Origin of the sequence: Streptomyces sp. NBC_01426 (assembly GCF_036231985.1) — a bacterium.
Taxonomy (GTDB): domain Bacteria; phylum Actinomycetota; class Actinomycetes; order Streptomycetales; family Streptomycetaceae; genus Streptomyces.
The window spans coordinates 5498678-5516695 of sequence record NZ_CP109500.1; the positions used below are offsets into that span (position 1 = coordinate 5498678).

The 18018-nt window shown below is 72.8% G+C and carries 17 protein-coding genes; 14 read left to right on the forward strand and 3 right to left on the reverse strand.

Annotation, left to right across the window (positions count from 1 at the left end):
* Positions 1-10 precede the first annotated feature (10 nt).
* The 3 genes from OG906_RS24405 (at position 11) to OG906_RS24415 (ending at position 4150) form a co-directional block, all read left to right on the forward strand.
* Positions 11-1129, forward strand: coding sequence for a hypothetical protein (locus OG906_RS24405; RefSeq protein ID WP_329445760.1), 1119 nt, complete (start codon positions 11-13; stop codon positions 1127-1129).
* 131 nt (positions 1130-1260) lie between these two features.
* Complete coding sequence (locus OG906_RS24410) at positions 1261-2403, forward strand: glycosyltransferase family 4 protein (protein ID WP_329445762.1); 1143 nt, start codon at positions 1261-1263, stop codon at positions 2401-2403.
* A gap of 133 nt (positions 2404-2536) precedes the next feature.
* Complete coding sequence (locus tag OG906_RS24415) at positions 2537-4150, forward strand: GMC oxidoreductase (RefSeq protein WP_329445764.1); 1614 nt, start codon at positions 2537-2539, stop codon at positions 4148-4150.
* 45 nt (positions 4151-4195) lie between these two features.
* Here the strand turns inward: OG906_RS24415 and OG906_RS24420 are convergent, their stop codons facing one another.
* A complete protein-coding gene (locus tag OG906_RS24420; RefSeq protein ID WP_329445766.1) occupies positions 4196-5992 on the reverse strand; it encodes an AMP-dependent synthetase/ligase in 1797 nt (598 codons plus the stop codon).
* 228 nt (positions 5993-6220) lie between these two features.
* On the opposite strand from OG906_RS24420, the gene OG906_RS24425 reads away from it, so the two are divergent.
* The 6 genes from OG906_RS24425 to OG906_RS24450 all read left to right on the forward strand — a co-directional run bounded on the left by OG906_RS24425 (position 6221) and on the right by OG906_RS24450 (position 11357).
* Positions 6221-7003 (forward strand): metallophosphoesterase family protein, encoded by a 783-nt coding sequence (locus OG906_RS24425; protein ID WP_267826035.1) that lies wholly within the window; start codon positions 6221-6223, stop codon positions 7001-7003.
* Between the two features lie 164 nt (positions 7004-7167).
* Positions 7168-7608 carry an SRPBCC family protein gene (locus OG906_RS24430; protein WP_053676051.1) on the forward strand — a complete coding sequence of 147 codons (441 nt, stop codon included), beginning with the start codon at positions 7168-7170 and terminating at the stop codon, positions 7606-7608.
* 127 nt (positions 7609-7735) lie between these two features.
* Entirely contained in the window at positions 7736-8950 is a 1215-nt protein-coding gene (locus OG906_RS24435; RefSeq protein ID WP_329445769.1) for an ArsA family ATPase, read from the forward strand.
* A 74-nt stretch (positions 8951-9024) separates the two neighbouring features.
* Positions 9025-9519, forward strand: coding sequence for a DUF5304 domain-containing protein (locus tag OG906_RS24440; RefSeq protein ID WP_267826036.1), 495 nt, complete (start codon positions 9025-9027; stop codon positions 9517-9519).
* A 61-nt stretch (positions 9520-9580) separates the two neighbouring features.
* Positions 9581-10522: an ROK family glucokinase gene (locus tag OG906_RS24445; RefSeq protein ID WP_053676048.1), complete on the forward strand. Its 942-nt coding sequence runs from the start codon at positions 9581-9583 to the stop codon at positions 10520-10522.
* A gap of 70 nt (positions 10523-10592) precedes the next feature.
* Complete coding sequence (locus OG906_RS24450) at positions 10593-11357, forward strand: endonuclease/exonuclease/phosphatase family protein (protein WP_329445771.1); 765 nt, start codon at positions 10593-10595, stop codon at positions 11355-11357.
* 93 nt (positions 11358-11450) lie between these two features.
* Here OG906_RS24450 and OG906_RS24455 read toward each other — a convergent pair whose 3' ends face one another.
* The gene (locus OG906_RS24455; protein WP_329445773.1) at positions 11451-12050 is read right to left on the reverse strand and encodes a hypothetical protein; all 600 of its coding nucleotides are present in this window, start codon (positions 12048-12050) and stop codon (positions 11451-11453) included.
* Positions 12043-12822, reverse strand: coding sequence for an alpha/beta hydrolase (locus OG906_RS24460; protein WP_329445775.1), 780 nt, complete (start codon positions 12820-12822; stop codon positions 12043-12045). The genes OG906_RS24455 and OG906_RS24460 overlap by 8 nt, the downstream gene beginning before the upstream one ends.
* A 191-nt stretch (positions 12823-13013) precedes the next feature.
* Between OG906_RS24460 and OG906_RS24465 the strand changes: the two genes are divergently transcribed.
* The 5 genes from OG906_RS24465 (at position 13014) to OG906_RS24485 (ending at position 17978) form a co-directional block, all read left to right on the forward strand.
* Entirely contained in the window at positions 13014-13745 is a 732-nt protein-coding gene (locus tag OG906_RS24465; RefSeq protein WP_329448122.1) for a lysophospholipid acyltransferase family protein, read from the forward strand.
* A 36-nt stretch (positions 13746-13781) separates the two neighbouring features.
* The gene (macS, locus tag OG906_RS24470; protein WP_329445776.1) at positions 13782-14993 is read left to right on the forward strand and encodes a MacS family sensor histidine kinase; all 1212 of its coding nucleotides are present in this window, start codon (positions 13782-13784) and stop codon (positions 14991-14993) included.
* Between the two features lie 41 nt (positions 14994-15034).
* Positions 15035-15679: a response regulator gene (locus OG906_RS24475; protein ID WP_267803546.1), complete on the forward strand. Its 645-nt coding sequence runs from the start codon at positions 15035-15037 to the stop codon at positions 15677-15679.
* A gap of 194 nt (positions 15680-15873) precedes the next feature.
* Positions 15874-16902 (forward strand): 6-phosphofructokinase, encoded by a 1029-nt coding sequence (locus tag OG906_RS24480; RefSeq protein ID WP_329445778.1) that lies wholly within the window; start codon positions 15874-15876, stop codon positions 16900-16902.
* 86 nt (positions 16903-16988) lie between these two features.
* Entirely contained in the window at positions 16989-17978 is a 990-nt protein-coding gene (locus OG906_RS24485) for a 2-hydroxyacid dehydrogenase (protein ID WP_329445779.1), read from the forward strand.
* The last annotated feature ends 40 nt before the right edge of the window (positions 17979-18018 follow it).

Genomic DNA, 18018 nt, shown 5'->3' on the forward strand with positions numbered 1-18018 from the left:
CGATCGACTGATGCTCCCGCGTCATCGGCCGGTCGTACGAATCCTGCCCCTGCTGCTGTGCGTGCTCTTGGTCGGATGCGGCCTGTCCGGCGCCGCCCCCCTGGACCCCGGCGTCCGGCGCGCCGTGGCCGACTGGTCCGCGGCCCCGCCCGCGCGGCTCGCCGGGATCCCGCTGGAGGGCTGGTCGTACGAGGTCACCTCGGTCCGGCGGGACGGAGACCGGGCGCTCGCGCGGGCCCGGCTCCACTACCGGCTGACCGGCCACGACGCGGCCCCCGCCGAATCGGCCCGCGAGGTCGACCTGACCCGGGACGACGGGACCTGGCGGGTGACCGGCGACCGACCCGCCCCGGGAGCCCCGCCGCAACTGTGGGACCAGGGCGACCCGACGGTGGTCCGGGGCGCGCACGCGCTGGTGCTCGGCGTCGGACAGACCCGGCAGACCCTGTCCGGGATCGCCGCCGAGGCCGACCGGGCGGTGCCCGCGGTCGACGCCGCCTGGCCGGGGCCCTGGGCGGGGCGGGTGGTGGTGCTGGTCCCGGGCACACTGGACGCCATGGCCGCGCTGCTGGGGCAGCCCGCCGCCGCCTACCGGGGCATGGGGGCCGTCACCACCGGCAAGGCGGGGGCCGGCCCCGCGCCGGCCGACCGGGTGGTCGTCAACCCCGAGGGGTACGCCCAGCTGTCGGGGGCGGGCCGCCGGATCGTGCTGACCCACGAGGTCACCCACGTGGCCACCCGCGCCGCGACCACCGCCGAGACCCCGCTGTGGCTCTCCGAGGGCTTCGCGGACTGGGTGGCCTACCGGGACACCGCGAGCACGCCGGCCGAGGCGGCCCCCGCGCTGGGCCGGGCCGTGCGGCGCGGTGAACTGCCGGCCGCGCTGCCCTCGAACGAGGCCTTCGCGTTCGGCGGGGACCCGGACGCGCTGGCCCGCGCGTACGAGGGCTCCTGGCTGGCCTGCCGGCTGATCGCGGCCAAGTGGGGCGACGCCACGCTCGTCCGGCTCTACGAGTCGGCGGGCCGCGAGCCGCTGCCGACGGCACTGGCGGAGACGATCGGCGGCGACCTGGCGGGCCTGACGACGGCCTGGCAGGCGGCCCTGAGCGGGGAACTGGGAGCCCCGTAGCCCCTGGCCCGGGCCACCCGCCCGCCCGGCCTCCCGCCGGGCCTCCGACGGGGGCGTGCCGCCGAGGGCGGGGGAGTGGTCGGCGGGGACCGCGCGGGTGCGCGCCGGACCGTCCGGTACTTTGGCTGACGATGCACAAGACGCTGATCGTGACCAACGACTTCCCGCCGCGACCGGGCGGCATCCAGGCCTTCCTGCACAACATGGCGCTGCGCCTGGATCCCGACCGGATCGTCGTCTACGCCTCCACCTGGAAGCACGGCGCCGAGGGCCGCGAGGCCACCGAGGCCTTCGACGCGGAGCAGCCCTTCCAGGTGGTGCGCGACCGCACGACGATGCTGCTGCCGACCCCGCGGGTGACCCGGCGGGCCGTCGGCCTGCTGCGCGAACACGGCTGCGAGTCGGTGTGGTTCGGCGCGGCCGCCCCACTCGGCCTGATGGGGCCCGCGCTGCGCCGGGCGGGGGCGCGCCGGCTGGTCGCGACCACGCACGGGCACGAGGCCGGCTGGGCCCAGTTGCCGGCCGCGCGCCAGTTGCTGCGACGGATCGGCGAGGGCACCGACACCCTGACCTACCTCGGGGAGTACACGCGCGCCCGGATCGCCTCGGCGGTCACGGACCGGGCGGCCGCCCGGATGGTCCAACTCCCGCCCGGCGTCGACGAGAAGACCTTCCACCCCGAGTCGGGCGGCGCGGAGGTCCGGGCGCGGCTCGGGCTCGCCGAGCGGCCCGTGGTGGTCTGCGTGTCCCGGCTGGTCCCGCGCAAGGGACAGGACACCCTCATCGAGGCCATGCCCCGGATCCTGGCCGCGGTGCCCGACGCCGTGCTGCTGATCGTGGGCGGCGGCCCGTACGAGGCCGACCTGCGCCGACTCGCGGCCGAGACGGGCGTGGCCGACTCCGTGGTCTTCACCGGGGCGGTCCCGTGGTCGGAGCTGCCCGCGCACTACGGCGCCGGGGACGTCTTCGCGATGCCGTGCCGGACCCGGCGCGGGGGACTGGACGTCGAGGGGCTCGGGATCGTGTACCTGGAGGCCTCCGCGACGGGGCTCCCGGTGGTCGCGGGCGACTCGGGCGGCGCCCCCGACGCGGTGCTGGACGGGGAGACCGGCTGGGTGGTCCGGGGCGGCTCCCCGGAGGAGGCGGCCGACCGGATCGCCACCCTGCTGCTGGACCCGGAGCTGCGCCGCCGCATGGGCGAGCGGGGCCGCGCGTGGGTCGAGGAGAAGTGGCGCTGGGACCTGCTGGCCGAACGCCTGCGCGAGCTGCTTTGAGGGTCCGCCCCCAGGGGGACCCTCCGGCCCCCGGACGGCGCGGCGTGGCCGGTTTCGCCACGTGTGACTGTCACTCAGATGTGTGTCAGCGCCTGCTATGGGGGGATGTGCGGATTCCGCTCATCATGCGGCCATGACACCTCAGCTGACGCGCCGTCAAATGCTTGGCATCGGCGCCCTCCAGACCGCCGCCGCGCTCGGATTCACCCGGATCGGACCGGCCTCCGCGGCGGCCGTCGAACCCGCCGCGGCGACCTACGCCCCCGCCATCGTCGTGGGCTCCGGATACGGCTCCGCCGTCGCCGCCCTCCGGCTCGGCCAGGCCGGCGTCCGTACCGTCGTCCTCGAAATGGGCCGGCTCTGGGACACCCCCGGATCCGACGGCAGGATCTTCCCGTCAACCTCCGCGCCCGACCAGCGCTCCATGTGGTTCCGCACCCGCACCGAGGCCCCGCTCGCCCAGTTCCTCTGGCTGGACGTGGTCAACCGGAACATCAGTCCCTACCCCGGCGTCCTCGACCGGGTGAACTTCGGCGACATGTCCGTGTACGTGGGCCGCGGGGTGGGCGGCGGATCCCTCGTCAACGGGGGCATGGCGCCGACGCCCCGGCGCTCGTACTTCTCCGAGGTGCTGCCCCGGGTCGACGCCGACGAGATGTACGGCACGTACTACCCCCGCGCCCGGGCCATGCTCGGCGTCAACGACATCGACCCGGCCTGGTTCGAGTCCACGGAGTGGTACCGCTTCGCCCGCGTCTCCCGCAAGCACGCCCAGAACACCGGCCTGAAGACCACCTTCGTCCCCAACGTCTACGACTTCGACCACATGAAGCGCGAGGCCGCCGGCACCGCCCCCCGGTCCGCGCTCGCCGGCGAGGTCATCTACGGCAACAACCACGGCAAGAAGAGCGTCGACAAGACCTACCTCACCGCCGCCCTCGGCACCGGCAACGTCACCATCGAGACCATGCAACGTGTCGTCGGCGTCCGACCCGACCCGGCCGGGGGCTATGTGCTGACGGTGCGGACCAGCGACGTCACCGGCAAGGTCACCCAGACCCGCGAACTCGGCTGCCGGCAGCTCTTCCTGGGCGCCGGCAGCCTCGGCACCACCGAGATCCTGGTCCGTGCCCGCGAGACCGGCACGCTGCCCGCGCTGACGGACCAGGTCGGCCGGGGCTGGGGGCCCAACGGGAACGTCATGACCGCCCGGGCCAACCACCTCTGGGACACGGTCGGGGCGAACCAGTCGACCATGCCCGCCCTCGGCATCGACGACTGGGACAACGCCGCCAACCCGGTCTTCGCGGAGATCGCCCCGCTCCCGATGGGGATCGAGCACTGGATCTCGATGTACTTGGCCATCACCAAGAACCCCGAGCGCGGCCACTTCACCTACGACGCCGCCACCGACTCGGCACGCCTGCAATGGAGCCGGGACCAGAACGCCCCCTCGGTGCGGGCGGCGAAACAGCTCTTCGACCGGATCAACCGGCGGAACTTCACGATCTACCGCTACGACCTGTTCGGCGACAACAAGGCCTTCGCCGACACCTTCACCTACCACCCGCTCGGCGGCTGCGTCCTGGGCGAGGCCACCGACGACCACGGCCGGGTCAAGGGCCACCAGGGGCTGTACGTGGTCGACGGCTCACTGGTCCCCGGGTCCCTCGGCGTGAACCCGTTCGTGACCATCACCGCGCTCGCCGAGCGGAACATGGAACGGATCCTCACCGACCCGCGCTGACCCCGCCCGGCGAAACGACTCCGATCGGGGCCCCGGGAAGGGGGATCAGCCCCGGTACAGCGCCTCGATCTCGTCCGCGTAGTCCTTCGCCACCACGTTCCGCTTGAGCTTCAGCGACGGCGTGATGTGGCCCGACTCCTCCGTGAACTGGGAGGGCAGAATGCGGAATTTCCGCACCGATTCCGCCTTGGAAACCGCCGCGTTGCCGTCGTCCACGGCCTTCTGGACGGCGGCGATCAGATCCGCGTCCTCGCGCAGCTCCGCCGCCGTCACGCCGGCCGGCTTGCCGTTCTCGGCGGCCCAGCGGCCCAGGAACTCCTCGTCGATGGTGACCAGCGCGGCCACGAACGGCCGCGCGTCGCCCACCACCATGCACTCCGCGACCAGCGCGTGGGCACGGATGCGGTCCTCGATCACCGCGGGCGCGACGTTCTTGCCGCCCGCCGTGACGATGAGTTCCTTCTTGCGTCCGGTGATCGCGAGGTAGCCGTCCTCGTCGAGGGTGCCGACGTCGCCGGTGTGGAACCAGCCGTCGGTGAGCGCCTCGGCGGTCGCCGTCTCGTTCTTCCAGTACTCCTTGAAGATGTGCTCGCCGTGCAGCAGCACCTCGCCGTCGTCGGCGATGCGCACCACGGAGCCCGGCAGCGGCTGACCGACCGAACCGATCTTCTGGCGGTCCCACGGGTTGAAGGCGGTGGCCGCGCAGGACTCGGTCAGGCCGTACCCCTCCAGCACCGTGAAGCCGATGCCGCGGAAGAAGTGGCCGAGCCGCTCGCCCAGCGGGGCGCCGCCGGAGATCGCGTACTCGCCGCGCCCGCCGAGGACCGTGTGCAGCTTGCCGTAGACCAGCTTCGAGAAGAGCTTGTGCTTGAGCCGCAGGCCGAGGCCGGGGCCGCCCGGGGCGTCCAGCGCACGGCTGTACGCGATCGCCGTCTCGGCCGCCGCGTCGAAGATCCGGCCCTTGCCGTCGGCCTGGGCCTTGGCGCGCGCCGAGTTGTAGACCTTCTCGAAGACACGCGGCACGCCGAGGATCAGCGTGGGCCGGAACGACTGGAGTTCGTCGGTGAGGTTCTTGATGTCCGGTACGCAGCCCAGCCGGATCGGCGCCAGTACGGCCGCCACCTCCACCAGGCGCCCGAAGACGTGCGCGGCCGGCAGGAAGAGCAGCACGGAACACTCGCCGGTGCGGAAGAGCGGACCGAGCCGCTCGACGACGTTGCCGCACTCCGCGAAGAAGTTGCGGTGCGTCAGCACACAGCCCTTGGGGCGGCCCGTGGTGCCCGAGGTGTAGACGATGGTCGCCGGGTCGTCGGCGTTCGCCAGGGCGGTGCGCTCGTCGACCTCGGTGTCCGTGACCTCGGCGCCGGCGGCGCGGAGCGCGGCGGGGGCGCCCTGCTCGATCTCCCAGACCTCGCGCAGCTCCGGCAGCCTGTCGCGCAGACCGGCCACCGTCGCACTGTGGCCGGGGCTCTCGACGACGACGGCGCTCGCGCCGGAGTCGCCGAGGATCCACTGGATCTGCTCGGGGGAACTGGTCTCGTAGACCGGCACCGTGACGCCGCCGGCGGTCCAGATGGCGAAGTCGAACAGCACCCACTCGTACCGGGTGCGGGAGATCAGGGCCACCCGCTCGCCGGGGCGGATGCCGGACGCGATCAGACCCTTGGCCGTGGCCCGGACCTCGGCCAGGAACTCGGTCGCCGTCACGTCCTGCCATCTGCCGTCCACCTTGCGGCTCATGACGGCGACGTCGGGATGCTGAGCGGCGTTGCGGCGGATGAGATCCGTCAGGTTCCCGTCCGACGGGACCTCGTACAGGGCCGGAAGGCTGAACTCGCGCAAGACTGCTGCTCCTCTGGGCGCCATCGCCACCATGTGGACCGACCGGACGTTACCCACCGGTAGTGGGTTCCGGATAGAGGGAACCGGCCAGATGTTCCATGCGTCACACGACACGGACGTGCCGAGCCGACACTAGTCGACCCCGTTCGCGACTCGGAAGTAACCGCAGGTGGGCCGGCTGCGGGGGTGCCCCTACCCGTCGAGGCCGGGCGCCCCTAGGGTGGCGGCATGGTGGGCAGGGAGAGTCGTACGCGGGTTCATGTCGTCAGTGACGTCCACGGCAACGCCGAGGCGCTCGCACGGGCCGGAGAGGGCGCCGACGCCCTGATCTGCCTCGGTGACCTGGTGCTCTTCCTCGACTACGCGGACCACTCGCGCGGCATCTTCCCCGATCTGTTCGGGGTCGAGAACGCCGATCGGATCGTGGAACTGCGCACCGCGCGCCGCTACGGGGAAGCACGCGATCTCGGCCGGCGACTGTGGGCCGGGCTCGATCGGGAGACACTGATCGAGGGAGCGGTGCGACGCCAGTACGCCGAGATGTTCGCGGCGTTCCCGAATCCCACGTACGCCACCTACGGCAACGTCGACATGCCCGGCCTGTGGCCGGAGTACGCGGGACCCGGTACCACCGTCCTCGACGGGCAGCGGGTGGAGATCGGCGGCCGGGTCTTCGGCTTCGTCGGCGGCGGGCTGCCCTCGCCCATGCGGACCCCGTACGAGGTGGACCCCGAGGAGTACGCGGCCAAGGTGGAGGCCCTCGGCGAGGTGGACGTGCTCTGCTCGCACATCCCGCCGGAGGTGCCGGAGCTCTGCTACGACACGGTGGCCAGGCGGTTCGAGCGGGGCAGCGAGGCCCTGTTGGAGGCGATCCGGCGGACCCGACCGAGGTACGCGCTGTTCGGGCACGTGCACCAGCCGATGGCCCGGCGGATGCGGATCGGGGCGACGGAGTGCGTGAACGTCGGGCACTTCGCCTCCACGGGACGGCCGTGGGCGATGGAGTGGTGAGCCGCGCCGTCCGGTCCCGTGCCGCCCGCGCCGACGGCCGGCACGGCCGTCACCGCGGGACCGGGGAGGCACTGGAGTGGCCGGCCCCGCACGCGCGGTAGCCTTCACGCGGCGGCCGGAGGCCCCCGCACACTTGTCGAATACTCCCCGGAGGAGCGACCGCGATGGCGGAACACACCAGCTCGAGCATCACGATCGAGGCGGCCCCGGCCGACGTCATGGCCGTGATCGCCGACTTCGCCCGCTACCCCGAGTGGACCGGCGAGGTGAAGGAGGCCGAGGTGCTGGCCACCGACGCCGCGGGCCGCGCCGAGAAGGTCCGCCTGCTGCTCGACGCGGGCGCGATCAAGGACGACCACACGCTCGCTTACTCCTGGACGGGCGCCGACGAGGTCAGCTGGACGCTGGACAAGTCGCAGATGCTCCGCCAGCTGGACGGCTCCTACCGGCTCGCCCCGCTGGACGGCGGCAAGCGCACCGAGGTCACCTACCAGCTGACCGTGGACGTCAAGATCCCCATGCTCGGCATGATCAAGCGCAAGGCCGAGAAGGTCATCATCGACCGCGCCCTGGCGGGCCTGAAGAAGCGCGTCGAATCCGCCTGAGCGCACGCCGGGGTCGGCCGGCCTCGACCTCGCAGGCGTTCGAGGCCCGAGGTCCGGCACGCAGCCCCGCCGGAGGGCGCGCCCCGGGCGGAGCCCGGCCCGCACCCCCTCACAGGAGCACCGCACCATGCACACCCTGCTGATCACCGGCCCCGGCGGAGCCGGTCGGACCACCGTGGCCGCGGCCACCGCCCTTGCCGCCGCGCGGCAGGGACGCCGCGTCCTGCTGCTGTCCGGTGACCCCGGCGCCCCCGACGACCGCCTGGTCGGGCTGCTCGGGCCCACCACCGGCCCCGCCGCGGAGGTCGCGCCCGGGCTGAGCGCCGTCCCCGTCGCCCACGGGATCCGGGCCGCGCGCATCGACTCCGGCGAGGAGTTCCGGGCCGAACTCGTCACCCTCCAGGAGCGGGGCGCCTCCCTCATCGGCATGCTCGGCGGCCGACCGCTCGGCTCGGAGGAACTCACCGAACTCCCCGGCGCCGAACAGTTCGCCCTGCTCAGGGCCCTGCGCCGAGCCGCCTCGGCCCCCGGCGTGGATCTCCTGATCGTGGACATGCCCCCGCTGCACCAGGCGATCGCCACCCTCGCGCTCCCCGCCCAACTGCGCCGCTACCTCGCCCGGCTGCTGCCCGCGCAGCGGCAGGCGGCCCGCGCCCTGCGCCCCGTCCTCGCCCAGCTCGCCGGGGTGCCCATGCCCGCCCAGTGGCTGTACGAGGCGGCCGCCCGCTGGGACGAGGAACTGGCCGCCGTCGAGGCCGTCGTCGAGTCCCCCGCCACCGAGCTGCGCCTGGTGGCCGAGCCCGGACCCGCCTCCGACGAGGCGCTGCGCACCGGCCGGCTCGGGCTCGCCCTGCACCGGCTCCCGGTCGCCTCCCTCGTCGCGAACCGCATGGTCCCGCGGGACTCCGCCGACCCGTGGGTCGCCGGCCTCGGCGCCCGACAGCGGGAGTACGCCGACCAGTGGGCCGCCGAGCTGACCGTGGTCCCGCTCGCGCACCTCGGCCGCGACCCCCGCGACCCCCGGGACGTGGCCCTGCTCGCCGACACCGACGCGATCGCCCCCCGGGAGGCCGCCGTGTACCGCCGCGCCTGGGCCGTGGAGGACCGGCTCGCCGAGGACGGGGTGCTGGTCTGGGCCGTGCCGCTGCCCGGCGCCCGCAAGTGCGACCTGGACCTGATCCGGCGCGGCGACGAACTGCTGCTCACGGCCGGCCCGTACCGCAGGATCGTTTCGCTGCCGTCGGCCCTCCGGCGCTGCACCGTCTCGGGCGCGGCCCTGACCGACGGTGAGCTGCGCGTCCGCTTCACCCCGGATCCGCAGCTGTGGCCACGCGAGCGCTGAGGCCCGTACCACCGTTCGGGTACCGTCGAAGGTAGTCCGTCCCGCACGTCCCGCATCCGCCGCAGGAGTCCGCCATGAGCGAGGCCACCGACCGCCCCATCGACGACGACGCCTGGGCCAAGGCCTGCGCCGAGGACCTCGCAGCGGAGAAGGAGCGCCGCAGGGCGGGGCAGGGCCAGGCGGGCACCGGCACCGGCAGCGCCGCCGAGGAACTGTTCAAGCTCTTCGAAGCCGTCGCCGACAAGGTCTCCGCCCTGAACAACCCGCTGCTCGGCGCCACCGCCCAGGGCGCCGTGCGCCAGTTCGTCACCCAGGCCAAGACCGCCGCCAAACCCGTCATGGAACGCAACCCCGAGGTCTTCGACCACCTCGCGGCGGCCGGCTCCGAGCTGCTCGCCGCCTACCGGTCGGCCGTCGAGGGCCACGAGCGCCGCTGGACGCGCGACGAGGCCGCGCCGTCCGCTCCGGGCCCCCGCGGGGAAAGCGCTCCCCGCACCCCCGGCGCCGGCCGCGACGACCGGGACGAAGGTCCCGATTCCGGTCCGTCCGAGCGGATCGATCTCGACTGATCCTCCGTCGGGCTCGGGTACGGTGGGCCGTGGCGGGGTTTGACCGGAAACCGAGGGACTAATGGGACTCACCATCGGCGTCGACATCGGCGGCACGAAGATCGCGGCCGGCGTGGTCGACGAAGAGGGCACCATCCTTGAGACGTACAAGGTGCCCACCCCGCCGACCGCGGACGGGGTGACGGACGCGATCTGCGCCGCCGTGTCCGAGGTCAGCAGCAATCACACCATCGACGCCGTCGGCATCGGCGCCGCCGGCTACGTGGACGACAAGCGCGCCACCGTGCTCTTCGCGCCGAACATCAACTGGCGCCACGAGCCGCTCAAGGACAAGGTCGAGCAGCGCATCGGCCTGCCGGTCGTCGTCGAGAACGACGCGAACTGCGCGGCCTGGGGCGAGTACCGCTTCGGCGCCGGCCAGGGCCACGACGACGTCATCTGCATCACGCTCGGCACCGGCCTCGGCGGCGGCATCATCATCGGCAACAAGCTGCGGCGCGGACGCTTCGGCGTCGCCGCCGAGTTCGGCCACATCCGGGTCGTCCCGGACGGCCTGTTGTGCGGATGCGGCAGCCAGGGCTGCTGGGAGCAGTACGCCTCCGGGCGGGCGCTCGTCCGGTACGCCAAGCAGCGCGCCAACGCCACCCCCGAGAACGCGACGACCCTGCTCGCGCTCGGCGACGGCACCCCCGAGGGCATCGAGGGCAAGCACATCAGCGAGGCGGCCCGGGCCGGCGACCTCGTCGCCATCGACTCCTTCCGCGAGCTGGCCCGCTGGGCCGGCGCGGGGCTGGCCGACCTGGCGTCCCTGTTCGACCCGTCCGCGTTCATCGTCGGCGGCGGTGTCTCCGACGAGGGCGACCTCGTCCTGGACCCGATCCGCAAGTCCTTCAAGCGCTGGCTGATCGGCGGCGCCTGGCGCCCGCACGCGCAGGTCCTCGCCGCGCAGCTCGGCGGCAAGGCCGGCATGGTCGGCGCCGCCGACCTCGCCCGCCAGGGCTGACGCACCCGGTCCCTCCACCGCCCGCCGCGCCCCCTGTGGGAGCGGCGGGCGGCTGCGTATCTTGCGGGGCATGGATCTGCCGAAGTCGCATACGGAGCCCGACGGTTCAGCCGTGATCCGGGTACTCAGCTACAACATCCGCTCGCTGCGCGACGACGAGGACGCGCTGGCCCGCGTGATCCGTGCGTGCGAGCCCGACCTGGTGTGCGTCCAGGAGGCGCCACGCTTCTTCCGGTGGCGCAAACACGCGGCGCGACTGGCGTCGAAGTGCGACCTGGTGGTGCTGGGCGGCGGCGCGACGGCCGCCGGCCCGCTGCTGCTGTGCTCGCTGCGCGCACACGTGGAGCACACGCGGGACGTCCTGCTGCCGCTGCGGCCCGGACTGCACCGGCGGGGCTTCGCGACGGCCGTCGTCCGCTTCGGGCCCGCACCCGGGACCAGGGTCGGCGTGCTCAGCGCGCACCTGCCGCTGGACGCGGGGGAGCGGGAGGAGCACGCGGGGCTGCTGCTGGAGCGGCTGGCGGGCCTGGACGCCCCGTACGCGATCGCCGCGGGCGACGTCAACGAGGGTCCCGAGGGCCGCGCCTTCGGCCGGCTGGCCGCGGAACTCCAGGACTGCCGGGCCGTGGCGCCGTGGGGCGGGGAACACACCTGGCTGCGGTCCGGGGCGCCGAGGAGGATCGACGCGATCTTCGCGTCCAAGGGGGTCGAGGTGCTGGGCTGCGGGGTCCCCACGGGCCTGCCCGGGGTCACCGACGCGGACCTGCGGACCGCCACCGACCACCTCCCGGTCCTGGCGGCGCTGCGCCTCGGCGCCGGCCCGGCGTCGGACTGAGCCGCCCGGCGCGACGCCGGCGGGCGCCCCACACCGGGCGGCCTCCCGCCGGGCCCCGGCCGGGGCCCGGCGGGATCCGGACACCACGGCGGATCAGACGACCGCGCCGCGCCCCGGGTCGTCCTCGTCGTCGTCGTCCTCCGACATGCGGGCCACCAGGGTGGCGAAGCCGCCCAGGAAGCCGCCGATGCCCAGGGTGGTCAGCCACCAGGTCATCTCCCACTGGAGCAGCACCGCCACAAGCAGCAGCACCGGCCCGCCCACGACCGCCAGCCAGGCGAACTTGGAGGTGGCGTCCGCCGCCGGGAGTTCCGGCTCCGGAGGAACGAAATGGCCCTCGTCCGCCCGGTCCTCGGGCGTCACGTCCTCGTCCTTCGACTCGACGAGCGAGTGGTCCCGGGGACCGGCCCCGCCCACGCCCGGCGCGAAGGTCACCGAGCTGCCCAGCGGCCCGGCGGGGGCCGGCGGGTCACCGGGGCCGGCGTCCTTCTCCGGCTTCTCCGGCGGCTTCGCGACCGAGGGGGGCGTCGGCTGGACGTCCTCCTCGGGCAACATCAGGTTCTCGATCGGCCGGAACGGTCTGGATCCCGGCGGGTCCGGCGGTTCCTGCCCGTACCCGGCGACGATCGCCGCCCACGCGGCCTCCTCGTCCAACGGGGGAACACCCCCGGACGACTCCTCGTGCTCAGCCACCGCTGGCCGCCCCCTCCCTGCCGACGCTCTTCGAGAGCCGTCCGACGAACGCAACACTGTCCGCGAAGATCCGCTCCGCGTCATGGTCCAACGTCGCGACGTGGTAGCTCTGTTCCAGCAGGGTCTCGGTCACGTCCGTGGACGAGATCCGGGCCAGCACCCGCGCCGAGTCCACGGGCGGCACGACGTGGTCCTGCGGGCTGTGCAGCAGCAGGACCGGCTGGGTGACCTGGGGCAGTTCGGCGTCCACCAGGCGCAGGAACGCGCGCAGCGAGTGCGCGGCCCGCGTCGGGACCCGGTCGTAGCCGACCTCCACCGATCCCGGCTTCGCGATGTCGTTGGCGACGCCCGGCGTGGAGCGGATGACGTGCTTGGCCACCGGAAGGGCGAAGGCCAGCGGGTCGTGCACCTTGTTGGCCGGGTTGACCAGGACGATTCCGCTGACCGAGTCCCCGTGCTTGGCGGCCAGGCGCAGGGTCAGCGCGCCGCCCATCGACAGCCCGAAGACGAACACCTGCTCGCACCGGTCGAGCAGCTCGCGCAGCGCGCGGTCGACCTCGGCGTACCAGTCCTGCCAGCCCGTGAGTTGCATGTCCTGCCAACGCGTCCCGTGTCCGGGCAGCAACGGCAGCGACACCGTCAGCCCCCGCTCGGCCAGGTACTCGGCCCAGGGTCGCAGCGACTGCGGGGAACCGGTGAAGCCGTGGCAGAGCAGTACGCCGACCTCTCCGCCCTCGTGGCGGAACGGCTCTGCTCCAGGGAGGACGGGCACCAGGGTCTCCTTGTTGATCGGAAGGCGAGGGGCAAGAGGGGGGGGGGGGGTACGGGTGCGTAGCGCTGTGTGACTTCACCGTACGCGACCGGGGTGGTACCGACCAGGGTCGTAGGACCGCTCCCGGCGGAGCCAGGGGATAAGGTCTGTTCGACAGACACAGGAAGGCTTTCGAGTTGATCTACGGCGCAATGAAGTTCTCGATCGGCGGTTCCCTGAAGCTCGCCTTCAGGCCGTGGGTGGAGGGCCTCGAAAACATTCCCGCTGAGGGGCCGGCGATCCTCGCGAGCAACCACCTGTCCTTCTCGGACTCCTTCTTCCTTCCGGCCGTGCTCGACCGGAAGGTGACCTTCATCGCGAAGGCGGAGTACTTCACCTCCCCCGGCGTCAAGGGCAAGCTGACGGCCGCCTTCTTCAAGGGCGTCGGCCAGCTCCCGGTGGACCGTTCCGGCGCGCGCGGTGCCGGCGAGGCCGCCATCAAGAGCGGCATCGACGTCATCGAACGCGGAGAGCTGTTCGGTATCTACCCGGAGGGGACGCGTTCACCCGACGGCCGCCTCTACCGGGGCAAGCCCGGCGGCCTGGCCCGGGTGGCCCTCGCCACCGGAGCCCCGGTGATCCCGGTCGCGATGATCGACACCGAGAAGATCCAGCCTCCCGGCAAGGTGATGCCGAAGCTGATGCGCCCCGGCATCCGGATCGGCAAGCCGCTGGACTTCAGCCGCTACCACGGCATGGACGGCGACCGGTTCATCCTGCGCTCGGTGACCGACGAGGTCATGTACGAGATCATGAAGCTCTCGGGCCAGGAGTACGTCGACATCTACGCGACGGCCGCCAAGCGGCAGATCGCGGACGCCGAGAAGGCCGCCAAGGCCGAGAAGACGGACAAGAACGACAAGGGCGAGCAGGGCGCGGAGTAGCGGGGCGGGCGACACCGCCCGTACGGGGTGGGGGAGATGGCGAAGCGCGAGCGCGTCGTGCGCATGTCGGTCGAGCAGCCGCTGTGGCGGGCCCTGACGGGCTACCGGCTGCTGACCATGGTCTACGCGGTGCTGCTGTTCGCCTCCGCGTACAAGGAGTTCGACCACCCCGGCGTCGCGATCGGCTACCTCGCGGTCCTCACCGTCTGGACGTTGGCCACCCACCGCCGGGTGGCCAACGCGGCGAGCTGCACCAAGCCCTTCCTCGGCGCCGACCTCGGCGTCGCGATCGCCGGGATCCTCCTCACCCCGCTCGCCGACACCGCGGAGCGGATCGCGGGCGGCGGCCCCACCCTCCCCAGTATCTGGACGGCCGGCTCGGTCCTCGCCTTCGCCATCAAGGGCGGCTGGCGCTGGGCCGGCTTCGCCTCCACCTTCGTGGCCGCCGCCAACATCGTGGTCCACGGCGGCGACCCCACCCGCGACACCCTCCACAACGTCCTGCTGGTCTGGGTCGCCTCCATCGCCATCGGCTACGTGGTCGAGGTCGCCCGGGCCAGTGAGGCCACCCTGGCCCGCGCCCTGGAGATCGAGGCCGCCACCCGCGAACGCGAGCGCCTGGCCCGCGACATCCACGACGGGGTCCTCCAGGTCCTCGCGATGGTCCAACGGCGCGGCACCGAACTGGGCGGCGAGGCGGCCGACCTGGGCCGGATGGCGGGGGAGCAGGAGGTGGCGCTGCGCACCCTGGTCTCCAGCGGGCTCGTGCCCACCTCCCGGATCTCCCGCGACGAGTCGCTCGGCGCGCTCGTGGACTCCTACGACGAAGAGGAGCCGGCCGCCGGGAACGGCGAGCTGGACCTGCGCGGCCTCCTCGCCCCCCACGCCGGCTCCAGGGTGAGCTTCGCCGAGCCGGGCACCCCGGTGCCGCTCCCGGCGCCCGCGGCGCGGGAGCTGGCGGCGGCGGTCGGCGCCGCCCTCGACAACGTGCGCAAGCACGCGGGGGAGGGCGCCCGGGCCTGGATCCTGGTCGAGGACTGGGGCGACGAGGTCATCGTCACCGTTCGCGACGACGGCCCCGGCATCCCGGCCGGCCGACTGGACCAGGCGGAGGGCGAGGGCCGGATGGGCGTCGCCCTGTCGATCCGGGGCCGACTGCGCGATCTCGGCGGCACCGCCGAGCTGGTGTCCGTTCCCGGACAGGGCACCGAAGTGGAACTGAAAGTACCGAGGGGGAGAACCCAGTGACCGAGCCCAACGAGCCCAGTGAGCTCAGCTCCATCAAGGTGATGGTCGTCGACGACCACCCGATGTGGCGGGACGCGGTCGCCCGCGACCTGGCCGCCGCCGGCTTCGACGTCGTGGCCACCGCCGGCGACGGCCCGGAGGCGGTCCGCCGCGCCAACGCCGCCGCCCCGCACGTCCTGGTCCTCGACCTCAACCTGCCCGGCATGCCCGGCGTGCGGGTCTGCAAGGAACTGGTCGGCGCCGACCCGGCCCTGCGCGTGCTCGTGCTCTCCGCGAGCGGCGAGCACGCCGACGTCCTGGAAGCGGTGAAGTCGGGCGCGACCGGCTACCTGCTGAAGTCCGCCGGGGCCGCGGAACTCATCGACGCCGTCCGCCGCACGGCCGCGGGCGACCCCGTGTTCACCCCCGGCCTCGCCGGTCTCGTCCTCGGCGAGTACCGCCGGCTGGCCACCGACCCGGCGCCGGCCGCCGCCAACGAGCCCAAGGCCCCGCAGCTGACCGACCGGGAGACCGAGGTGCTGCGCCTGGTGGCCAAGGGGCTCTCGTACAAGCAGATCGCGGAGCGGCTGGTCATCTCCCACCGCACGGTGCAGAACCACGTCCAGAACACCCTGGGCAAACTGCAACTGCACAACCGGGTGGAGCTCGTCCGGTACGCCATAGAGCGCGGCCTGGACGACGCGTAGTCCCGTGCACGGGGCCTCGTACACGCGGCCCCCTCGCGCGTGGTCCCCGTTCGAGTGAACGGGTGTGCGGTAACCCCCTTGAAATCCACCGGAATTGCTTCTTCCCGGCATCTTGCCGTGACCTGAGTCACCACTAGCGTGACGGTCGTGCGGGCTCATTGGGCTCAGTGGGTCCTTTGCCGAAGGGAGATTCCATGAAGGTCGGAGTGCTGACGGGCGGCGGAGACTGCCCCGGTCTCAACGCGGTCATCCGGGCCGTCGTCCGCAAGGGCGTGCAGGAGTACCAGTACGAGTTCCTCGGCTTCAAGGACGGCTGGCGCGGCGCGGTCACGGGCGACACGATCCCGCTCGACATCCCGGCCGTGCGCGGGATCCTGCCGCGCGGCGGGACCATCCTCGGCTCCTCGCGCACCAACCCGTTCAAGCTGGAGAACGGCCTCCGCCAGATCAAGGAGAACCTCGCGAAGTTCGAGGTCGACGCCCTCGTCACGATCGGCGGCGAGGACACCCTCGGGGTGGCCGCCCAGCTGTACGAGGAGTACGGCATCCCCTGCGTGGGCGTGCCGAAGACCATCGACAACGACCTCTCGGGCACCGACTACACCTTCGGCTTCGACACGGCCGTCGGCATCGCCACCGAGGCCATCGACCGGCTCCACACCACCGCCGAGTCGCACATGCGGGTGCTGGTCGTCGAGGTCATGGGGCGCCACGCGGGCTGGATCGCCCTCCACTCCGGCCTGGCCGGCGGAGCCAACGTCATCCTCGTTCCCGAGCAGCGCTTCGACGTGGACCAGGTCTGCGCCTGGGTCACCTCCCGCTTCAAGGCGAGCTACGCCCCGATCGTGGTCGTCGCCGAGGGCGCCATGCCCGCGGACGGCGAGCTGGTGCTCAAGGACGCCACGACGGACTCCTTCGGGCACGTGCGGCTGTCGGGCGTCGGGGAGTGGCTCGCCAAGGAGATCGAGGCGCGGACCGGCAAGGAGGCCCGTACGACGGTCCTCGGACACGTCCAGCGCGGCGGCACGCCCAGCGCCTTCGACCGCTGGCTGGCCACGCGCTTCGGGCTGCACGCCGTCGACGCGGTGCGCGACGGAGACTTCGGCAAGATGGTGGCGCTGAAGGGGACGGACATCGTCCGGGTGCCGATCCTGGAGGCCACGTCGAAGCTCAAGACGGTGGACCCGGCGCTCTACGCGGAAGCCGGCGTCTTCTTCGGCTGAGCCGGAGCGCATGTGCGGATCATGGGTCGTATCGTGACAAAGGGCCCATGATCCGATGCGGGCGACGACGCGGGACGGGAGCGAACGTGGAGATCCTCGCCTTCGGGGTGCAGACGGACGAGAAGCCGCTCATGGAGAAGGCGTTCGCCGGCCGGCACGAGGTGCGCTGCCTGGACGTGTTCCTGAGCGAGGACACCGCCCCCATCGCAGCCGGGTACGAGATCGTCTCCTCCAGTGTCAACGCCGACCTCGGCGGGCGGGTCCTGCGGATCCTGGCCGACGGCGGCACCCGGATGATCGCCCAACGCTCCACCGGCTTCAACAACATCGACCTCGACGCGGCCCGGGAACTCGGCCTGGCCGTCAGCCGCGTCTCCTACTACTCCCCGTTCTCGGTGGCCGAGTTCGCCTGGACCCTCGCGATGGCCGTCAACCGCAGCATCGTCCGGGCCTCGAACCGCACCCGGGACTTCGACTTCCGCCTCAACGGACTGATGGGCCGTGACATGCGCGGCCGCACCGTCGGTGTCCTCGGCACCGGGAAGATCGGCGAGGCCTTCACCCGGATCGCGCACGGCTTCGGCATGAACCTGCTGGGCTGGGACGTGACCCCGAACCCGGCCTGCGTGGACCTCGGCATGAAGTACGTGGACAAGGACACGCTGTTCGTCGAGTCGGACCTGATCAGCCTGCACGTCCCGCTGCTCGACGCGACGCGGCACATCGTCGACGGCGCGGCGCTGCGGCTGATGAAGGACGACGCGATCCTGGTCAACTCCAGCCGGGGCGCACTGGTGGACACGGAGGCTCTGGTGGACGAACTCCGGGCGGGGCGGTTCGCGGGCGTCGGCCTGGACGTGTACGAGGCGGAGGCCGGACTGTTCTTCATGGACCGCTCCCTGGAAGCCGTGGAGGACGACACCCTCGCCCGGCTGATCACCTTCCCGAACGTGGTGGTGACCTCGCACCAGGCGTACTACACCCACGACGCGGTGGGCCAGATCATCGACGCCACCCTCGCGAACGTGCAGGACTACCTGGCCGGTCGCCGCTCCGAGAACACCCTGTCGCCGTGAACGCCCCGTCGCCCCGGGCCGCGCCGGCCGCCCCGTCGGC

What these genes read in the sequence shown, in the direction of transcription:
- OG906_RS24445 (WP_053676048.1), top strand. Translation starts at nt 9,581, where the DNA reads ATGGGACTCACCATCGGCGTCGACATCGGCGGCACGAAGATCGCGGCC.
- OG906_RS24410 (WP_329445762.1), top strand. Translation starts at nt 1,261, where the DNA reads ATGCACAAGACGCTGATCGTGACCAACGACTTCCCGCCGCGACCGGGC.
- OG906_RS24415 (WP_329445764.1), top strand. Translation starts at nt 2,537, where the DNA reads ATGACACCTCAGCTGACGCGCCGTCAAATGCTTGGCATCGGCGCCCTC.
- OG906_RS24480 (WP_329445778.1), top strand. Translation starts at nt 15,874, where the DNA reads ATGAAGGTCGGAGTGCTGACGGGCGGCGGAGACTGCCCCGGTCTCAAC.
- OG906_RS24405 (WP_329445760.1), top strand. Translation starts at nt 11, where the DNA reads ATGCTCCCGCGTCATCGGCCGGTCGTACGAATCCTGCCCCTGCTGCTG.
- OG906_RS24430 (WP_053676051.1), top strand. Translation starts at nt 7,168, where the DNA reads ATGGCGGAACACACCAGCTCGAGCATCACGATCGAGGCGGCCCCGGCC.
- OG906_RS24450 (WP_329445771.1), top strand. Translation starts at nt 10,593, where the DNA reads ATGGATCTGCCGAAGTCGCATACGGAGCCCGACGGTTCAGCCGTGATC.
- OG906_RS24435 (WP_329445769.1), top strand. Translation starts at nt 7,736, where the DNA reads ATGCACACCCTGCTGATCACCGGCCCCGGCGGAGCCGGTCGGACCACC.
- OG906_RS24475 (WP_267803546.1), top strand. Translation starts at nt 15,035, where the DNA reads ATGGTCGTCGACGACCACCCGATGTGGCGGGACGCGGTCGCCCGCGAC.
- OG906_RS24465 (WP_329448122.1), top strand. Translation starts at nt 13,014, where the DNA reads ATGAAGTTCTCGATCGGCGGTTCCCTGAAGCTCGCCTTCAGGCCGTGG.
- macS (WP_329445776.1), top strand. Translation starts at nt 13,782, where the DNA reads ATGGCGAAGCGCGAGCGCGTCGTGCGCATGTCGGTCGAGCAGCCGCTG.
- OG906_RS24440 (WP_267826036.1), top strand. Translation starts at nt 9,025, where the DNA reads ATGAGCGAGGCCACCGACCGCCCCATCGACGACGACGCCTGGGCCAAG.
- OG906_RS24425 (WP_267826035.1), top strand. Translation starts at nt 6,221, where the DNA reads ATGGTGGGCAGGGAGAGTCGTACGCGGGTTCATGTCGTCAGTGACGTC.